Source organism: Streptomyces sp. AC627_RSS907 (assembly GCF_019049165.1).
This window is the reverse complement of record NZ_JAGMUE010001511.1, coordinates 1-622: the sequence shown is the minus strand read 5'-3', so window position 1 is coordinate 622 and position 622 is coordinate 1. Positions and strand designations below refer to the sequence as shown.

Genomic DNA, 622 nt, shown 5'->3' with positions numbered 1-622 from the left:
CTCCCTGGCGGGACGTGCCCGAACGCTACGGGCCCTGGGATCGGGTCTATGACCTGTTCCGACGCTGGCAGCGGGACGGCACCTGGGCAAGGCTCCTCACCCAGCTTCAGGCCGAGGCGGACGCGAAGGGCCTGATCACCTGGGAGGTCAACGTCGACTCCACCGTCTGCCGGGCCCACCAGCACGCTGCCGGAGCGGCGAAAAGGGGGACCTCCAGAAGGAACCGCCCGGCGGGATCTTCATCGAGCCGGCCGATCACGGCCTCGGACGCTCCCGCGGCGGACTGACCAGCAAGATCCACCTCGCGGTCGAGCAGGGGCAGAAGCCCTTGTCCGTCGTGATCACGGCCGGGCAGCGGGGCGACCCCCCGCAGTTCGAAGCGGTCCTGGAAGCCGTCCGGGTCCCGAGGCTGGGGCCCGGCAGGCCGCGCAAGCGCCCGGACCGGGTGCGGGCCGACAAGGCGTACGACTCCCGCGGCAATCGCTCCTACCTGCGCAGACGCGGCATCAAGGCCACCATTCCGGTTCCGGTGGACCGAGTCCGCAACCGCCTCAAGCATGGATCGCGCGGGGGGCGCCCGAGGTCAACAGGTTCCCGGGGTGCCCGGCCGGACCCCGGAGGC

Annotated in this window: 2 protein-coding genes; both read left to right on the top strand. The window is 71.9% G+C overall.

The features are described 5' to 3' along the window. Positions 1-287: transposase (locus KUM32_RS45560; RefSeq protein WP_374227628.1), on the top strand; the 287-nt coding region annotated here is incomplete at its 5' end. Continuing rightward, a partial coding sequence (locus KUM32_RS45555) for a transposase (protein WP_374227629.1) occupies positions 236-622 on the top strand: 387 nt, incomplete at its 3' end. The genes KUM32_RS45560 and KUM32_RS45555, both read left to right, overlap by 52 nt.